General features: G+C 34.0%; 15 protein-coding genes and 1 riboswitch. Of the genes, 3 read left to right on the forward strand and 12 right to left on the reverse strand.

Annotated features, from left to right (window positions below):
• Positions 1–83 precede the first annotated feature (83 nt).
• The 6 genes from cobA to ACI48Q_RS11690 are packed head-to-tail and all read right to left on the reverse strand — an operon-like array spanning position 84 to position 6,708.
• On the reverse strand, positions 84–1,538 hold the full coding sequence (cobA, locus tag ACI48Q_RS11665) for a uroporphyrinogen-III C-methyltransferase (protein ID WP_474919250.1): 1,455 nt from the start codon (positions 1,536–1,538) through the stop codon (positions 84–86).
• A gap of 8 nt (positions 1,539–1,546) precedes the next feature.
• A complete protein-coding gene (gene hemC, locus ACI48Q_RS11670) occupies positions 1,547–2,428 on the reverse strand; it encodes a hydroxymethylbilane synthase (RefSeq protein ID WP_474919251.1) in 882 nt (293 codons plus the stop codon).
• Complete coding sequence (locus ACI48Q_RS11675) at positions 2,406–3,056, reverse strand: NAD(P)-dependent oxidoreductase (protein WP_474919252.1); 651 nt, start codon at positions 3,054–3,056, stop codon at positions 2,406–2,408. The genes hemC and ACI48Q_RS11675 overlap by 23 nt, the downstream gene beginning before the upstream one ends.
• Positions 3,057–3,082: 26 nt before the next feature.
• On the reverse strand, positions 3,083–4,201 hold the full coding sequence (locus ACI48Q_RS11680) for a pyridoxal phosphate-dependent aminotransferase (protein WP_474919253.1): 1,119 nt from the start codon (positions 4,199–4,201) through the stop codon (positions 3,083–3,085).
• Between the two features lie 31 nt (positions 4,202–4,232).
• Positions 4,233–5,195, reverse strand: coding sequence for an adenosylcobinamide-phosphate synthase CbiB (cbiB, locus tag ACI48Q_RS11685; RefSeq protein ID WP_474919254.1), 963 nt, complete (start codon positions 5,193–5,195; stop codon positions 4,233–4,235).
• 19 nt (positions 5,196–5,214) lie between these two features.
• A complete protein-coding gene (locus ACI48Q_RS11690; protein ID WP_474919255.1) occupies positions 5,215–6,708 on the reverse strand; it encodes a cobyric acid synthase in 1,494 nt (497 codons plus the stop codon).
• A 186-nt stretch (positions 6,709–6,894) separates the two neighbouring features.
• Positions 6,895–7,077: riboswitch (cobalamin riboswitch) on the reverse strand.
• A 278-nt stretch (positions 7,078–7,355) separates the two neighbouring features.
• Here ACI48Q_RS11690 and ACI48Q_RS11695 point away from each other — a divergent pair.
• Positions 7,356–8,336 (forward strand): aminoglycoside phosphotransferase family protein, encoded by a 981-nt coding sequence (locus ACI48Q_RS11695; RefSeq protein WP_474919256.1) that lies wholly within the window; start codon positions 7,356–7,358, stop codon positions 8,334–8,336.
• 105 nt (positions 8,337–8,441) lie between these two features.
• Positions 8,442–9,176 carry a class I SAM-dependent methyltransferase gene (locus tag ACI48Q_RS11700; RefSeq protein ID WP_474919257.1) on the forward strand — a complete coding sequence of 245 codons (735 nt, stop codon included), beginning with the start codon at positions 8,442–8,444 and terminating at the stop codon, positions 9,174–9,176.
• 110 nt (positions 9,177–9,286) lie between these two features.
• On the opposite strand, the gene ACI48Q_RS11705 is transcribed toward ACI48Q_RS11700, so the two are convergent.
• From ACI48Q_RS11705 to ACI48Q_RS11720, 4 genes are all read right to left on the reverse strand, one after another.
• Positions 9,287–10,492, reverse strand: coding sequence for a GNAT family N-acetyltransferase (locus ACI48Q_RS11705; RefSeq protein ID WP_474919258.1), 1,206 nt, complete (start codon positions 10,490–10,492; stop codon positions 9,287–9,289).
• Positions 10,482–10,691 (reverse strand): hypothetical protein, encoded by a 210-nt coding sequence (locus ACI48Q_RS11710; RefSeq protein WP_474919259.1) that lies wholly within the window; start codon positions 10,689–10,691, stop codon positions 10,482–10,484. Before ACI48Q_RS11710 ends, ACI48Q_RS11705 begins: the two co-directional genes overlap by 11 nt.
• Positions 10,692–10,715: 24 nt before the next feature.
• On the reverse strand, positions 10,716–10,970 hold the full coding sequence (locus ACI48Q_RS11715; RefSeq protein ID WP_474919260.1) for a hypothetical protein: 255 nt from the start codon (positions 10,968–10,970) through the stop codon (positions 10,716–10,718).
• A gap of 422 nt (positions 10,971–11,392) precedes the next feature.
• Positions 11,393–12,178, reverse strand: a complete 786-nt coding sequence (locus ACI48Q_RS11720; protein WP_474919261.1) for a pseudouridine synthase — start codon at positions 12,176–12,178, stop codon at positions 11,393–11,395.
• A gap of 548 nt (positions 12,179–12,726) precedes the next feature.
• On the opposite strand from ACI48Q_RS11720, the gene ACI48Q_RS11725 reads away from it, so the two are divergent.
• Positions 12,727–12,936, forward strand: coding sequence for a TnpV protein (locus tag ACI48Q_RS11725; RefSeq protein ID WP_474919262.1), 210 nt, complete (start codon positions 12,727–12,729; stop codon positions 12,934–12,936).
• A gap of 1,018 nt (positions 12,937–13,954) precedes the next feature.
• Here the strand turns inward: ACI48Q_RS11725 and ACI48Q_RS11730 are convergent.
• Complete coding sequence (locus ACI48Q_RS11730) at positions 13,955–16,537, reverse strand: ABC transporter permease (RefSeq protein WP_474919263.1); 2,583 nt, start codon at positions 16,535–16,537, stop codon at positions 13,955–13,957.
• Complete coding sequence (locus tag ACI48Q_RS11735; protein WP_474919264.1) at positions 16,534–17,217, reverse strand: ABC transporter ATP-binding protein; 684 nt, start codon at positions 17,215–17,217, stop codon at positions 16,534–16,536. The genes ACI48Q_RS11730 and ACI48Q_RS11735 overlap by 4 nt, the downstream gene beginning before the upstream one ends.
• Between the last annotated feature and the right edge of the window lie 65 nt (positions 17,218–17,282).

The raw sequence follows: 17,282 nt of genomic DNA on the forward strand, positions 1-17,282 counted from the left end.
GGCACTCATATAACAAAATTATTCCATTTAATACCTCTTAAAACAACTTCCATTCACCTTCTTTCTTATTTTCTTAATTTTTATTACTTAATAATTTTTTTTATAATTCCATTATTATTAGGCTCATCACACATAATATATTTAATTTCATTTTTATCCAACTCTTTAGCAGTTATAGGTCCTATTGAAATTACTATTTTCTTCATTATCTCTTCTATTCCTACCAGGGAAATCATATTTCTCACTGTAGAAGGGCTTGTGAACAACACAGTATCACAGTTTTTAAAGGATCCTAAATTATGATTTTCCCCTAGTACGGTATCATAAATATGTAGATCATCCACATTTACTCCTAATTTATTTAATTCTTCTACTAAGTATGTTCTTCCTTGTTTAGATCGAGGAATTAATATCTTATCTCCAGATTTCACCTTGTCTTTCATAGCTTCAAAAAGTCCCTCTGCAGTAAATTCCTCTGCAGTTATCAATGGCATTATTCCTTTTAATTCTAATTCTTCAGTTGTTGCATTACCTATAGATATAAATTCACCTTTTATTTTTCTCACATCAATCTTATATCTAATAAGAGCATTGAAGAAATTTTTCACTCCATTAACACTGGTGAAAACCACATAGTCATATTGAGATAATTTAGGTAGTAACGGCTTTAATTCATCTAGGTTAGCTTTAATTGCTATGGAGTTAATTTCCGTAACCTCTGCCCCTAACTCTCTTAATTCCTCGCTTATTTCCACACTTTGCTCTATTGTCCTTGTGATACATATATTTCTTCCAAATAAAGGTTTTTGCTCAAACCAATTTAACTTATCATGGAAATTCACTACATCTCCCACTACGATTATAGCCGGATTACTTAAATTATTTTTTTTAGCCTCTTCAGTTATATTAGCTAAGGTCCCCACAGCCTTTTTTTGTGCATATGTTGTGCCTCTCATAACCACAGCTACTGGTGTATTTTCATTCTTTCCAGCATTAATTAAGCCACTAGCAATAAGTGAAAGGTTTTCGTAGCTCATCATAAATATTAAAGTACCCTTTAGTTTTGATATTACCTCAAAATCTAAATTTACACCTTGGGCACTCTTACCCGTGAAAACATGAAAGCTTTGGGCTATTTTTCTATGTGTAACAGGTATTCCCCCATAATTCAGTGCGGCTATAGGAGATGTAATTCCAGGTATTACTTCAAAAGAAATATTTTCTTTTATTAAATCTAAGGCCTCTTCTCCTCCACGACCAAAAATATATGGATCTCCGCCTTTTATTCTTCCTACTATATGGCCTTCCTTTGCCAATTTTATCATTATCTCATTAATTTCTTCTTGTGTTTTATAATGACATCCTGGCTCTTTTCCGCAATAAAAAAGCTTTGCATCCTTATTTACATATTTAAGAACCCCTTCACCAGATAATCTGTCATATAAAATAGCTGTACACTTTTCTAATGCCTTTACTGCTCTAACTGTTATAAGATCTTCTCTTCCCGGTCCTCCGCCTATTAAATAAACTTTACCCATAAGTCCTCCTAATTGCTCTTACTCTTTAATATTTCCTCTGCCAATTGACTTCCTAACTCACGACTTTTTTCTACAGGTCCTGTCAAAGTCTTCTTTACTAATTTTCCTTCAACTTCATATATTCCTGTAATAGTTAATTGATCTTCCACAATATATGCATAAGCTCCTATAGTGGAATGACAATCTCCTTCTAAGTCAGTCATAAAACTTCTCTCAGCTTCTACACAAATTCTTACAAGGTTATTATCTAATGCCTCAAGCTGCTTTTTATATCTACAATCTTTATATATTTCTATGCCTAAAGCACCTTGCCCTATGGCTGGTACCATCTCATCTGGTTCAAAATAATCTGTAATTATATGTTCCATTCCTAACCTTTTAAGTCCTGCTGCTGCTAGAATAATACCATCTAAATTTTCACTTTCAATCTTCTTTATTCTAGTTTGCACATTGCCTCTAACTGGTACAATTTCAACATCAGGTCTAAGAATTTTCAGTTGTTCACTTCTTCTCTTACTGCTTGTTCCTATCCTAGCTCCCACAGGTAATTCTTTAAATTTTAGTCCATTAAGTGATACAAAGGCATCTCTTACATCTTCTCTTATCGGCATAGCCGCAATGGAAAAACCTTCTGGTAACTCATAAGGCACATCTTTCATACTGTGAACTCCAGCCTCTGCAGTTCCATCATACATTAATTTTTCTAGCTCTTTAATGAATAATCCTTTACCTCCGATTTTATCCAAGGTTACATCTAATCTCTGATCGCCAATTGTATCTGTTAGAACTTTTTCACACTCTATTCCATGGATTTTATTTAGTATTTCCATTACAAATTCTGTTTGTACTTGTGCAAGTTTACTTTTTCTAGTTGCTATCTTTAATTTCAAATCCAAAACCTCCATAAAATAAATCTAAAATTTCCTCACCATAACCTTTTTCATAAAAAAACATAAAATCCTCCGAACACAAAAATTGGAGAATCTCTCCCTTTTCCTTTAGTGGCTTAATACTATTTCTAATTCTAGTAATAAAATTTACAAAGCCATCAAAGGATTCTAAATATTTTTCAGTCTTTTCACATAGAAATACAGCTGCTTTAGGATTTTTATGTTTAACTCTTATACCAAAGGATGTACTCTTTGTTTCTCCTGAGGCACAGATGGTTCCCTGTGATTCCTCTGGTTTCGTACTATCGATATAAATTCTATTTTTATTATTACATATATTTCTTATTTCTTTATTAAATTCCTCATCATTAGTGCAAATTACTATTAAATGATATTTGTCAACTAACTCTTCTTTAAATTCGTAATCTAGAAGTGAGAATTTATAATCTCTTATTTTCATTAAATTTTCTGTGATTTCCCGAGTAATGCAATCTACCGTAAATCCTCTTTTTAAAAGGGTATTAATTTTTATAACAGCGGCTTTTCCTCCTCCAAGGACTAGAGCCTTAGTGTTTTCACCTTTAATAGATATAAAGGCATATTTATCTAAGCCTTCTTCATTATTCACTAACATCACCTTTACTTTATTCAAAATCAAATAAGCTTATTTTCTATTTCTTTAAGACCTCTTAAAAGCTCTTCGTTGCTTTTCCTGTCTTTAATGGCTATTCTAATATATTTATTGTCTAGTCCTCTATAGTTAGCACAATTTCTTATAAGTATTCCTTCTGTTAACATTTTATTACATAAGTTATGACTATCTATATTTTTCAACTTACAAAGGAAATAATTTCCTTGACTTTCATAAATCTTTTCAATAAAACTAATTCTCTTAACCTTATTATATAAATATTTTCTTTCTTCATGTATCCATTCTAAAGACCTTTTAATAAAATCCTCATCAAAGAGAGCATATTTTACAGCCACTTCTGCAAAACAGTTTACACTCCATGGATTTTGATTTTTCTTTACAAACTCTAAAAATTTCTTATTTTTAGTAATTCCATATCCAAATCTAATACCTGGCATGGAATAGAATTTTGTAATTGCTCTTACAATTAAAATACAGCTAAAACTTTCAATATACTTTATCATACTGTTATTATAATCCCATATAAATTCAATAAATGCTTCATCTATAATTACTAATTTATCATTATTCTCACAATACATAAGAATTTCTATAAATTTCTCACTATGAATTATACACCCATTAGGATTATTAGGATTTCCAATTATTATTCCATCTGTAGCTTGTATTTTTTTTAACATATCCTCATAATCATATTCCATATGTTCGTTTAAATCACAATAATTAATATTTAAATTATGTTTCTTTCCAAAATCCTCATATTCTACAAAAGAAGGTACTACTACAGTTATAGAATCCATTGAGCTTATTGCTAGGTCAAGTATCTCAGCAGCCCCGTTTCCTACTATTATACATTCTTCATCTATATGCTCTATATAATTCTTTTTGTTATTATCTTTACTAGAAGAAAAGTATTGTTCGCACATACTTAAATATTTACATATATGTGCTCTTAAGCTTCTATATTGAATATCTGGATAAAATCTTATATTATTTAATGCTTCGTCTACATTATTTATAAAATCTCTTGATACTGGAGTAGGATTGATATTTGAACTAAAGTCTATCAACGTTTTTCCCTCTAATAAACCATGAGTATAGATATCTCCTCCATGCTTCAATTTAAAGAACACCACCTTTCTCTATTAATTTTTATATACTCCATATAATTACACCCATAATAACCATTAAAATTTCACTTATATACATAAGTTTTATGGATTCTTTTATATGTTTATAATTTAACTCATCTATCTTATCTCCAATGGTAGGCTTATATATCTCTTCGCCAAAATAAAAATTACTTCCCCCTAACTGTATTTTTAAAGCTCCAGCTGTTGCTCCCTCTGGATAAGCACAATTAGGACTTTTATGGTTTTTTCTATCTCTAATCATTATTTTAAAACTCTTAAATATATTTCCTCCCACCAATGGTGCTCCAATGCACATAAGTATCCCTGTAATTCTAGCTGGTATAAAATTAAATACATCATCCACATTTGCAGGAAAATATCCTATATTCTTATACTTCTCATTCAAATATCCAACCATTGAATCCATTGTGTTAATGCCCTTATACATCATGGCTAAGGGTGCACCACCTAATAACGCATAAAACATTGGCGCAATTATACCATCTGATGCATTTTCAGCAATAGTCTCAATATCAGCTCTTATAACTTCATCTTTTGTAAGATTTTCAGTATCTCTTCCAACTATATATGAAAGCTTTTTCCTTGCATCTATTAAGTCATCCTTCTCTAAGGAATCATACACTTCTATTCCTGCTGCATGAAGACTTTTAGCTGCTAAGGTAGTCCAAATAATTAATGTATTTAGAATAATGTACCATACCTGATTTTTAATAGTTAAAGCTAATAAGCAATAGGGAATTATGAATGTAACCACACATACTATAATCACCATTATGCTAGAAGCTCTTTTTAATCTATAATCATTTTCAAATCTTTTTCTTAAGCAAACCTCTATTTTCTTTATTAATTTCCCAATATATATTATTGGATGAGGGAGCCATTGAGGATCCCCTAATATGAAATCAATTATCATTGCAAAAACTACACATATTAAATTTATCTTTATATCAAAAACAAACATTCTACTCTCTCCTAGTTAGTTATTTTAATCCCATTGCACTATATATCTCTTTCATATTAAGGGATTCCCTAACTAGATCAGCTAATTTATCTAATTCCTTTTCTCTGATGCTTTCATAAACCTTTGAATTTTTCTTCTCTATACCTTTTTTATCTCTTATCTGATTTAAAATATACTCTCTAAATTCAACTCCATCAAAAATTCCATGAATATAAGTTCCCATTATACTTCCACTTTGATTTATAGCTCCATCCATATGGTTAGACTTATTTCCATTGCTACTTGATATATGAACTAACTCCTTACTACCTTCTAACATATAGGATTTTCCCATATGTATCTCATATCCATAGACTGAAATATCTTTTTCCACATTTAATAGTTCTTTATTTATTCTTCCTTCTACTCTTGTGGTAACCTTTTTCTCTTCAAATATGGTTCTAATAGGCAATAAATTTAACCCCTCAGTACTTTTTATATCTGTTTCAACACCATATGGGTCTTCTAACAGAGCTCCTAACATCTGATATCCTCCACAAATACCTACAATTTTTCCTCTTGTTGAATATTTTACAATCTCATTGAAAAGATCGCATTCCTTTAATATCTCTAAATCTCCTAAGGTGTTTTTAGTACCTGGTATTATTAATAAATCCGGATTACCAAACTCTTTAACTGAAGTAATATATCTTACTGATACATCTTCCTCTATTTCTAGTGCATCAAAATCTGTAAAGTTTGATATATGAGGAAGTTTTATAACCGCTACATCTATTTCTCCCTTAACAGCTTTGTTAAGTTCTACAGCTCCATCCTCATCTTCTAAATCTAATCTTACATAAGGAACTACTCCTAAACATTGTTTCTTTGTTATCTCTTCTATTTGATCTATACCAGGCTTAAGCAGTGAAATATCTCCCCTAAATTTATTTATTATAGTTCCTTTAACTCTTTCCCTTTCACTATCACTTAAAAGCATTAGAGTGCCTAATAGAGAAGCAAAAACTCCTCCTTTATCAATATCACCCACTAATACTACAGGTGCATCTATAAGCTCTGCCATGCCCATATTTACAATATCATTCTCTCTTAAGTTTATCTCTGCTGGGCTTCCTGCACCCTCCATTACAATGATATCAAATTCACTTTCTAACTTCTGAAAATCCTCTTTTAACTGTTCCTTAAATTGCACCTTTAAATTATGATATCTCTTAGCGTCAGAATATCCATAAACCTCTCCCTTAAATATTATCTGACAATTCTTATCTGTGGTAGGTTTTAATAATATTGGATTCATAAAAGCCTGTGGCTCTAGCCCAGCTGCATAGGCTTGAAGTACTTGAGCCCTTCCCATCTCTTTTCCATCTAATGTTATATATGAATTCAAAGACATATTTTGAGATTTGTAAGGGCAAACTGAATACCCATCCTGTTTAAAAATTCTACAAAGTGCTGTTACTAGAATACTTTTTCCAACTGAAGAAGCAGTACCTTGAACCATAATTTTTGCCATATCTACACCATCCCTTTATTTATATTAAAAAAAAGACAAGGACCCTAAGCTTCCTTGTCTTTGTATAGAAAATATTACTATTTAAGCAGATTACTAGAATTATATAAAAGCTAATATTATTATAAATAAAAAGCTTTTCATAATAATTAATAATTTTTAAAATCTTAAAATAGTTCTTTCCCTCCGAAAGCTTAAATTATTCAGGCAGGTCTCCTGGCTCATGATTCATCCTACACCTCACCTTCCCCTAAACAAGAGTGGTTACACATATGAGGTTCGTCATCATTTACAGTAGCGGGGGCTGCTATGGATTTAAACCATATTCCCTTTTCACTTTATACTTAAAGCACCTAAACTATATTTAAATTCCGTTTACATTATACTTTTTATAGAATTATAAGTCAATGGCTATTTATTACACTAAAATATAATCAGCTATCCTCTACAGCTTTATATCTAATCTTCTTATCTATATACACTCCTTTATTAAAAGTATATTGTATCATATTATTCTAAATATAGACTATATTTGAAATAGTGTATTGTAAAATATGTATTAAAATCCAATATTATGTTATAATTAGTTAGAATACTTCTAACTCTTATAAGAATTTTAATTTGTAAATATAACAATTCTGGAGGTATAAATGAGTAATAAGGATAATAGGTTATATGATTATATCCTCATAGACAAGGAAACATCACAAAAATTATTTTCACAATATGACAATAGAATCCAAGTGACAAATTTAAAATTAATACCAGAAGGTTTAAGTACTAGCAATTATATAGTTTACATAAAAAATACTTCTAAAAAATATCTATTAAAGATTTATCCCGAAAATGGGGGCAATAGTGAAATAGAAATATCCTCTTACTCTTATGCAAGACAATATGTAAATGTGCCAGAAATATATTTATACGATAATAGTAAAAATATTTATAATAATCCATACGTAATAATGGAATACATCGATGGTATAACTCTAAAACAATATATTATAAATAAGGGAGAATTCCCAGAAGGAATAGCCTATTATATAGGTAGTAAATTAGCTCTTCTTCATAGCCACCAGTATAAAAGTAAGGGTAAATTAACTAAAGACTTAGATCTTAAAAGTACATTACCGCCTACCTCTGAGCTATATCAGAATCTTCTCAATGGATTTCCTGGAATCCATATTAGTAATAAAATAAAGCAAAGGCTTCTTGAATTTATATCGGAAAATAATGCTTTATTAAAAGAATTAGATACAGTATTTCTTTATTCTCATGGAGATTTTTATCCTTCTAATATCTTAATAGATTCTAATGAACATGTTTGGTTTATAGATTTCGAATATAGTTTATCTGCTTCAATGTATTATGATATTGGAAAATTCTTTAGAAATAGAGCTAGTTTAGATAAATATTTAGAAAAAAGCACCTATGACAGTTTTATTAATGGCTATAACGCCTTTGCAAAAAATAAGGTATCTAAAGAATGGCTAAAACTTGCTAAACTCATAGACATACCAGGAATGCTATCTTTAATAAATAATCCAAATCCTCCAAGTGATTGGATAAAAGAAATTGAAGAAGCAATTGAACGGTCCATTAAAATATTAAAAAATGGGATTGAATTTTAATTTAATATATACTTATGTAATAATAAATAAAGAATGTATTTTTATTATTGCAACTAATATATAAATATCATTATCTGTGTTATTAAACTAAATGGAGGATGAGAAATGGAAATTTTAAAAGGAATCTTACATAACGAACCCAAGGACTTAAAAGTTTTAGATGTAGGAACTGGAATTGGTTCTTTTATTGAAATACTTCAAGAAAGCCTTACTGAGTACAAAGGTATCATCGGAATAGATCCTAATAAAACAGCTATAGATAAAGCTAAAGAACTATCTAAGGATGATAGAATTCAATTTATTTGTATGGATGGAGAAAATATGACCTTTGAAGATAACAGTTTTGATGTGGTTTGTATTTCAAATACTCTCCATCATTTACCTAATAAAGAAAATGTATTAAAAGAAATGAAAAGAGTTTTAAAGGTAAATGGATTGTTTATTGTTAATGAAATGTTCTTTGATAACCAATCAGAAAAGCAACTTTCACATGTTAAGCTTCATCATTTACAAGGAGAAATAGATTCTTTACTTGGTAAATGTCATAATAAAACTTTCTCTAAGGAAGAATTAATATGTACAGTTAAAGATTTAAATCTTAAAATGGTTGATATGTTTGAATTTAATACTCATGAAGAGCAATTGAAAATTGAAAATCTAGAAAAAGAAGAGAAAATATTGGATGAGTACTTTAATGCAATAGATGAAAAACTCAAGAATATAAAAGATTTTGAAGAATATAATTCATATTTAAATACTTTTGAAAAATTAAAAACTTCTTTATATGATATAGGATTTTTCACAGCGACAGAACTTATGATTATATGTAGAAAAATTTAAATAACTCCGTAACAAATAGGACATAAAAATTGGTTTAACATTAGTGGATTTATGTGTTAAATCATAAATTAGATTAACAATGGGTAGCCCAATATTGGACTACCTATTCATTAGAAATAGTATGGATTATATAGTATTTTTTTAGGAAACCATTCATCAAGAATCTTTTGAGCATCTAAATCTAATAATTTAACCCATTTCTTAAATTCAAGCTCTTCTACAGAAGCTGCACCATATAGAAGTGCAGTAAGCCCTCTTATATCCATTTTAACTTGTAGGTTTGAACTTTCGCATTGACTCATTTTTAGTCTATTGTTAATAGATTCCAATCTATAAATACCACTATTCCATTTGCAATGCTCATCATGTAAATCTAAAATAATTTTGCCTTTTAAATTTACCTGGATATCACTCATAGCTTCTCCTGCATTAATAATTCTCACCATCCAAGGATTATTATTAATTTTTACTTCAAAGGGTCTTGTTGTATCACTTAACCACTGAAAGAAATTAACACCATAGGGAATTCTTAATTCTATATGCGAAAATTGATCATTATGCTTTGCGAAATACCTAAATAATTTTACTCTGCTTTCTATACTTTTCCAATACATTTCTGCTACGAACAATTTCCCATCTTCTCCATAACCCATTTTAATATATTTTGCTGCAGCCATAATTTTATTGTTTTTCTTTATAAATACAACGATTACTCCTTTATGGTCCTCTATCCAATATTCTTTAGACATATCATTTAGAAAAATTAATCCATGATGCTCACCTAAATCAAGTTCAAGTTTAAATTCCTCAAACTCATCATGCACATCAATTGCTCTTACCATGTTCTCTCTCCATTCATCATCTGCTTTACACATATCTTTTAAATAATGAGAAAAGCCCTCTAGTGGAATTTTGACTAACAAATTATCATTTGTAGACACATATCCAAAGGAACTATAAAAACTCTCTTTGAAAGGATGCAGTAAACTAACCGATTGATTTTTCTTTTTCATGTCTAAAATTGATGCTTTAATTAGCTCTTTTGCATAGCCACGTAATCGGTATTCAGGAAAAGTAGCTACATGGGAAACTCCTCCCATATTCTTAATTGTACCCCTTACCGATTGTTTGAAGGTATAGTTCCTTATCATAGACACTAACTTCTCCTTATCGAACATCCCTAATATTTCATTAGGTGTATAAAAGGATAGCTCTTTTTCTGATGGTTTATTATCAGTCCATTGACGGCCAGTACAATAAACATGTAAATTTCTTACTTGATCAAGGGTACTAGTATCTATATTTCTAATTTCCACTTTGCACACTCCTATATAACAAATCTCTCCTTCTATATTCCTCTATATTATGCCTAGCTTTTTCATTTTTTCTTTTTCTCATCTCTCTTGCCAATATACTTTTATTAATCTGAGTTTTCTTTGAAGCCTCTGAATAAGAATATCCTTCTTCTATTAAGTCTAATGATCTTTTCAGTTCCTTTTGCGTATATTTCTCCATGTAATTCCTCCTATATTAATAATTTTATATAATAAATTTCCTATTTACTTTATTATTCTTTTCATTTCCATGTTTAAAATTTCCTGTTATTTTTGCCATAATTAATTGCTCTTCCTTTGAATCCACATCCTGTATACTATCTAAAAACCTTTCACTTGCTATTCCTTTTAAAATAGCTACTTGCTTACCATTCCAATATATAAAAATCTTCTTATCCTTAAAAACCTTATATGAAAAGGGTTCTTCCTCAAGTCTATTCCGTTTATCTACTTCATTCAATTTCCTATCCTCCAATAAAAATTATTTTTTAACTCATTAAAAATGGGCATAAAAATACCGTAGATAAGCAACCCTCTAAGACTGGATACTATCCACGGCATAAAAAAACACGACCTTCCTGTCGCGTTACTTACCCTCAATTGGCAGTATATTATGAAAGGTTATTTAGTACTACAAAAACATAACACAAACAGAGGTTACACTTTACCCCAAGTCACATTTTTGTCCATATTTAATTTTATATCGAAACCACCTTTAAATTCATGCTCATTAAATAACATCTCCTTTCATGAAAAACATTTTTATTATATCATTGTAAGAAAATTATGTCAATTCAGATAATTCTGTTAAGCCATAAAAAAAGAACATCTATGGATCTGATTTATACAAATCTATAGATGTTTACCATATTTGTCTAAAAATTATGATTTCAGCAATAACTTTTGGATTTCCTCTTCTTTAAGCCTTCGATACTGCCCTTTTCCCAAGGATTCATCTAACCTTAACTCTCCAATGGAAACTCTCTTTAAATATACAACATAACATCCTACTGCCTTTAACATACGCTTTACTTGGTGCTTACGGCCCTCTGAAATTGTAAGATATCCAGATACAACAGGCTGCTTGTATCTATCTGACTGTATGTCATAGAACTTTCTAATATCTGTTTCCTGTTCAAACTCTCTATATATTCCAGATTTTACTACCTCTATTTTTGCTGGCTTCGTTAGTGCCTCACCTTCTCCGATGAAAATTCCCATCTCTAGTTGCTTCCTATTTTGCTCATCTAATGAACCTAATGCAATAAAAAAATATTTCTTTTCAACATGTTTTTGTGGGCACATTAAATGATGATTAAACTCACCATCGTTGGTAAATAACAACAAACCTTCTGTATCCTTGTCTAATCTTCCAACATGAAATACTCCATTCATGCTAGCCTCATGAAAAAAATCAAATACTGTTTTATTATCTGCGTCTTTTTTTGCAGTGATGCATCCTCTAGGTTTATGAAACATATAATACACTTTTCCTGTATAAGCAACTACTTTATCAAGATACTCAATAACATCATCACTTTCCTTAATTTCAGTTGCAGGTTCTGTTATAACTTGCCCATTAACTTTAACGGCCCCTTCTTTAATATAAGTTCGAACATTTTTCCGTGTTCCAACTGATGACTCTGCTAAAAATTTATCTAATCTCATGTTTCCTCTTTTCTAATCATTTGTAAAATAATTTCAGGCCACTTCTACTAAGTAAAATTCAACTATAATAATATACAATACTTTTGCTTTTACGTAAAGATTATAAATCTTGGCATAAATATTAAAATATAATTTTATTGATAAGCCAGTTTTTGTATAAATTTAAAATTAGCTCCTTTTCACTTTTAGAGCTATCTACACCTTCTCTACTTTTAATTGATGCAAAGTCTTCTTCTCACTCGACTTCTAAAACTGCCAAATCATGTACTTAAAATCATGACTTAATAAAAAAAGCCCTAGATATTAGCAATCCTCCAATAAGGATGTTCACGAAAATCATAGTTGTTTAGCACATAGCCAAACGATTACCGATAAATTGTAAATAATCTTTATTGGAGGATTTGCTTTATGGCAAACTTTGAATTTGAATACACAGAAATCAATGGATTACGATACCCCAACATTGAAATTGACGGAAAAGCCGAGTTTTATAACTTGGCAACTATGGACGGCTCCGTCTGAATTATCTGCACGAACAAAAGCCGGAAATGTACAAGGAACTGCTTCTCACAATCAAACTGGCAGAGCATTGTGCTTCTGTTGATAAGATTGCTTTCGAGATGGCGGAACGAATTCGTGCAGATTACCTGAAAACGCACCCTATGCCAAAGGAAGATACAATAGAGCGTATCCGCATTTTTACACAAGCACAGATGATTGCGGACGAATGTGTCACAGCTCAACTAATTTGTATTTAAGCGAAATGGGAAGCCAAACACCTAAATAGTGTCTGGCTTCCCGCATTTGTTATTTGCTATGAGAGACAACCTTAAAATAGATCTTAACATTTATCAAATAATTTTTTCAGCTTCTTTGAGGCAAAGTGCAAACTCTCCCACACTGCACTCAGTATCACGCCCTCCTGTTTGGCAATCTGGCGCATAGATATACCTTTCAAAAATGTAGAATAAATCGTTGCCGCTGCACTTGTGTTAAATCTTCGCTTTTGAGAAGCCGTTTGGTCGTTTCTATGACTTTTTTCATGACACTTTCATGTATCAGTTCCGCATCAAGAGGGGCCTGTAGAAAGTAGTTCGATTTCAGCTAATCCGTTAATGCTGACATCTAAACGGCTTGTCCGATTTTCATCTATAACTTGCTGATGATAGAATTCACCGCCTTTCACAGCCACGAAAGGCGGATGATGATCTTCCCTTTCGTAAACCCTTAACAAACAGAAATTGAAAACTACCAAAGATAGCAGCGGATTTTCTAAAAAAGTTTTGAGAAAAATGCAAAAAAGCCCGGCTGCATAGAGCAACCGAGAAAAAGGGAATTATTAGCAATTATATGATGATGTATGTGTTCATCTTGATAGCCAAAATATCCCGTAGGCGGGTACAGGCTTTTTTAAGTAAGATACTAATTGTCGAATATTGTCGATACAAAATAAACACGGCGATATCTCCCCTGATACCGCCGTATCCATAAAAAAGGGCGACTTTAATATACCCTCCAAATTTCCAATTTTGAAAAAGGAAAACGGCAGTTTTGATTGTTATTTCAAAACCGCCGCATGGCCACATTTTGGCCGCAAAACATCATCTGCCACAACGGCGTTTTTTTTATTACCGCAGGGTAGCACTCCTTTGTAATTTACATTACTTGTGTAGGATGGATTCTGTATTTTCAAGGTCCAAAGCGCCTTTCGGGACGATTGCGAATCATTTGACTAGATGTTTTTTGATTCTCTATCAAGTTAATATCGGTTTTAAATTAAGTCATATCATCCCGAAGCGCGTCAATAATATTTTCTCTTTTTATCTTGCTAATGGCATACAGCATTGTAATGAACACGATAAAGAGCACGCTGAACACGCTGATTGCCATACTTCCCCACGGGAATACAAAATCGAAGTTGTCCATCCTTTCTACGGCCACAAACCCTTCGTAAATCAGCCACGAGATGATTCCCGCTATTGGAAGCCCGAATAGCAACGTCCTCATGCCATAAAAGACACACTCGAAATTCATCATCTTATTGAAATCGCGGTCCGACATCCCCACCGAGCGGAGCATGGCAAGCTCCCGCCTGCGCAGCCTGATATTCGTGGAAATCGTGTTGAACACATTGGCAACCGCAATCAGCGAAATCATGATGACAAAAACATAGGTGAACACATCAATAACAAATGTCATACTGCGGTATTGTTCAACCATCGTGTGCACATTGTGCAGGGTATACGCAGACGTAATTCCTGCGTCCTGAATCATCGCTTCCATTTTAGCCACCGATTGCGAAGGATTCTTTGACAGAAAGCTCAGGCCTATACCCGCATGGGTATCCGGGGTTTCAAACTTCTCTTTGAGCGAATAGGGGGCCACCACCATAAAAACGCATGGATTCTTCTCGGAAGATTGCTTTAGGGGCTTAAGAGGATCCACCGGGTACGTATCGACAAACGTAATGTTTATGCTTTGCCCCTGTTCCATCTTCGGCTTGTCATTTATTTCGGGAGCAATTGTAAAGTTCATGGAACGACTTGCGAACATATTAATCAGCTCGCTCTTCCCGTCTTTCGTGTCATCCACCTTTTTGGCTTTGGCAACGGCGATCATTTTCGCATTTTGCCCAGTATATTCCTCTGCGGGCAAGCCCAAGCCTTCGATAAAACGCAGATATTCGCTGTCCTCAATAAACTGGATGTCCATTGGCAGATCAATTGTTTCGTTCGTCAGATCATAACCTGCAGATTCCCGGTAGTCGTCTGAAAAATCGCTTGCCTTAACCGCGCATGAATACGCGAAAATCGCTTGGTACGAGCTTTTGTAAACCCCGTCTGTGGTTTTTAGTTTGTCGTAAAACGGGAACATTTCGCTGTCGTCCATGTCTTGAGTGGTAAAAAAGATGTCATAGTCAAAGTCCATTACATTCCGTTCTGCAAGCCGTTTCAGAGTTGTTCCAAAAGCACTTCCCGATACAAACAGCACGACGCTTAAAACAAGGGATAGCACAATGCTGCGATAGCGTTTTTTGTTTCTCTTAAAATTCTTTAGCGCAAGAGTTCCCTCCAAACCGTAAATACGCTGCGCGAGTTTTGACGTTTTCACGGCTTTCGACTCGATTTTGACCTCGTTGGTCTGGCGAATATTCTCCATCACGGGAGTGTTTGCGGCTTTCCTGGCCGGGATATAGGCTGAAATCAAAATGGTAACCAAACTGACCGCCGCCGCCGCGACAATCGCGGGGACAGACACCGACAAGGTTAAAGGCACGGTGCTTGGGATAATGTTCCCGAAATTCCCGGCAACAATAGGAATTACAAGCCCGATACTGCCTATGCCGACCATAACGCCAATGGATATGCCGATTGCGCCAATGCAAAGTCCCTCAAACAGCACCGAATTTCGCAGTTGCCTTGCCGTGGCGCCCACCGACGAGAGAATCCCGAACTGGCGTGTGCGTTCGTTCAGCGAGATGTTGAACGAGTTATAAATCAGAAAAATCGAGCCTACCATTATTATGGCAACCAAAATGCCGCCAACCGTGTACAGAAGCGTGTTGAACAGTTTATTGTCCGAAAGACCCATGAAGCGCAGCACATAATCATTAAAGACATAGCTATGTGTTCCGGCTGTGTTGCTTGCGTAACCATGGACTCCACGCGGGTTTTTAAGCGTGACAAATATGCTGAAGCTGTCCGCTTTGTCTTGAGTATCTGCTTTCGTTATCAAGGTGTATCCCGGTGCGGAATGTTCCTCAAAACCGGGTCTTTCACAGATACCCACAACCGTGTAAGTTCTCTCGGCTTTTGGCATAAGAGTTTCTTTCCCGGAAATGTAAGGGTCGTGTTGACCGAGATTTTTGTTGACCTCCATGCGGCTTCCGACCGCAAGGGTAAGTGTGTCGCCCACCGAGAATTTCACGCCACCTTTTGCCGCGACGTGGGCCGGGACAAGAATCTCCCCGCTGTTTTCCGGCAGTCTCCCTGAAATCAGAGTTATGGGCAAGGTATCAAAGGCTTCATCGCTGAATCCGGCGATAAAAAGATAGGGCTTTTCGGGGCTTTTCCCGCCATCAAGCGTTGCATAGCCGATATTTTCAAACGCTGCGGTGTTTGAAACTCCATTGTCGTGGGTTCGCTGCTGCACGAAAGAGGAATCAACATCCAAAAACTCAACGTGCCAACCGCCGTATTTCACAATAGAACCGTTTACCAGAAAATTTAACAGGGAAGTGCCAAAGGTAGCGACTGCCGTAATCATGGCGGCGGACAGGATAACTCCGATAACCGTTACAATTGTTCGTGTACGGCTTTTTTTCATGCCTTGTAAAGTAACTTTGTTGAAAATGTTCATGGTCTCACCCTCTCGTCTCGTACTACTTTGCCGTCTGATATGCCGATAATGCGGTCTGCTTGCAGGGCGATATTTTCGTCATGGGTGACGATGATAAGGGTCTGACTGTATTTTTTATTGCTTGCTTTCAGCAGCTTGATAATTTCATGTCCATTTCGGCTGTCCAAACTGCCTGTGGGTTCGTCAGCAAGCATGACCGCCGGGGCATTCATCAAAGCGCGTCCTATGGAAACGCGCTGTTGCTGACCGCCCGAAAGCTGATTGGGTAAATGCGTTTTTCGCTCTTTTAACCCAAGCAGATCCAACAAGTCATTCAGCCGTTCCTCGTTGACCTTCCGCTTGTCCATCAGTATAGGCAAGGTGATGTTTTCCACCACATTCAGAGTGGGAATGAGGTTGTGAAACTGGTAAATCAGTCCAACCTGCCGTCTGCGGAAAATGGCGAGTTTTTCATTGCTTTGGGCATATACATCCTGCCCCTCCAAATACACTTTTCCGCTTGTCGGTACGTCCACGCCGCCGATGATGTGAAGCAATGTGGATTTGCCGGAGCCGGAGGAGCCGATGATTGCGGTAAACTCCCCCTTTTCGATTGTAAGCGAAACATGGTCAAGCGCGGTAACTTGGTTTTCGCCCTTGCCGTAGACCTTGCATAAATTTTCAATTTTTAAAAATTCCATTATGTGAGTCTCCTTTCTCATGGTTTACCTATATAATAGAACCTTTAACTTACATCTCTGTGACT

Source organism: Clostridium sp. LXY-7 (genome assembly GCF_056172015.1).